1 protein-coding gene is annotated in these 1137 nt (G+C 33.8%); it reads left to right on the top strand.

All coding sequences use genetic code 11. The features are described 5' to 3' along the window. Positions 1–250: 250 nt before the first annotated feature. Positions 251–1137 (top strand): IS4 family transposase (locus ACOCD9_RS12790; protein WP_419547689.1); only part of this gene is annotated, 887 nt, incomplete at its 3' end.

Raw genomic sequence — 1137 nt, 5'->3', positions numbered from 1 at the left:
ATCCAAAAGCAACATACCAAGAGTTACCGATCAAAAATCTCTATAAAGTAAAGCAACTAGATTAACAACTTATATCAACTAGAAACTAAAATAAAAATCAATATTATTTAATAGTGAATAAAAAAAACATATAGTAACATAACACAAACAAAAACAAATACTGAAAGAGAGAAGTAGAAAAAAAATAAAAAGATTATTAAAGCTGTAAATTATTAATATTGAAAAAATCTGGTTTCCGGTCCTAAAAGAGATGTTAAAACAGCAGCAGAGATTCACAACAAAAGGATTAGCGTATATTGCTATAGACCGGACAAGTTGGGGAGCAATAAATATCTTGATGGTGAGTCTAATTTATGACAAGAGAGCCATCCCAATCTATTGGGAGATATTGGATAAAAAAGGAAGTAGTAATCTCGAAGAACAGCAGCGAGTATTAGAAAAAACATTGACCGTGCTATCAGGTCATAAAATCGTGGTGTTAGGAGATAGAGAATTTTGCTCGGTCAGTCTTGGAAAGTGGCTTTGGGAGCAGAGTTTATACTTTTGTTTAAGACAAAAAAAAAGCACAAATGTCAAGACAAAAGAAGGAATTTATCAAGAAATGAGAGAGTTAGGTTTAAGTCCAGGAACTCAACTATTTTTGAAGGATGTCAATATTACAAAAGAGCAGGGATTTGTCCAGTTTAACTTAGCTGGTAAGTGGAAAAAAACCTATGGGGGTTTTCCAACAAAAGAACCTTGGTATATTCTGACAAATTTTGGGGATTTAGAGACGGCAATAATTGCCTATCAAAAAAGATTTGATATTGAAGAGATGTTTCGAGATTTTAAGTCGGGAGGCTATAGCTTAGAAGGTTCTCAATTAGCACCGCAATACCTATCAAAGCTGATAATTGTTATAGCTATCGCCTATACAAGTGCCACACTGCAAGGTAAAAAAATTAAGGATATGGGAATCCAAAAATATGTCACAAGACCTGAAAAAAGATATAAAGTTCAACGCAGACACAGCAGTTTTTATGTGGGTCAACATCTCTATCATTGGCTCCAGCTACATCAAATGTTCCAAAAAAATATAGAAGAGCTAATGCAAATTAGCCGCTATCGGTTGAAGGATTACATCAAAGGACAAAGAGC

Origin of the sequence: Microcystis sp. (assembly GCF_048564745.1) — a bacterium.
Classification (GTDB): Bacteria; Cyanobacteriota; Cyanobacteriia; order Cyanobacteriales; family Microcystaceae; genus Microcystis; species Microcystis ichthyoblabe_A.
Note: the sequence above shows the minus strand (reverse complement) of the source record. Positions and strands in the feature narration are given on the sequence as shown.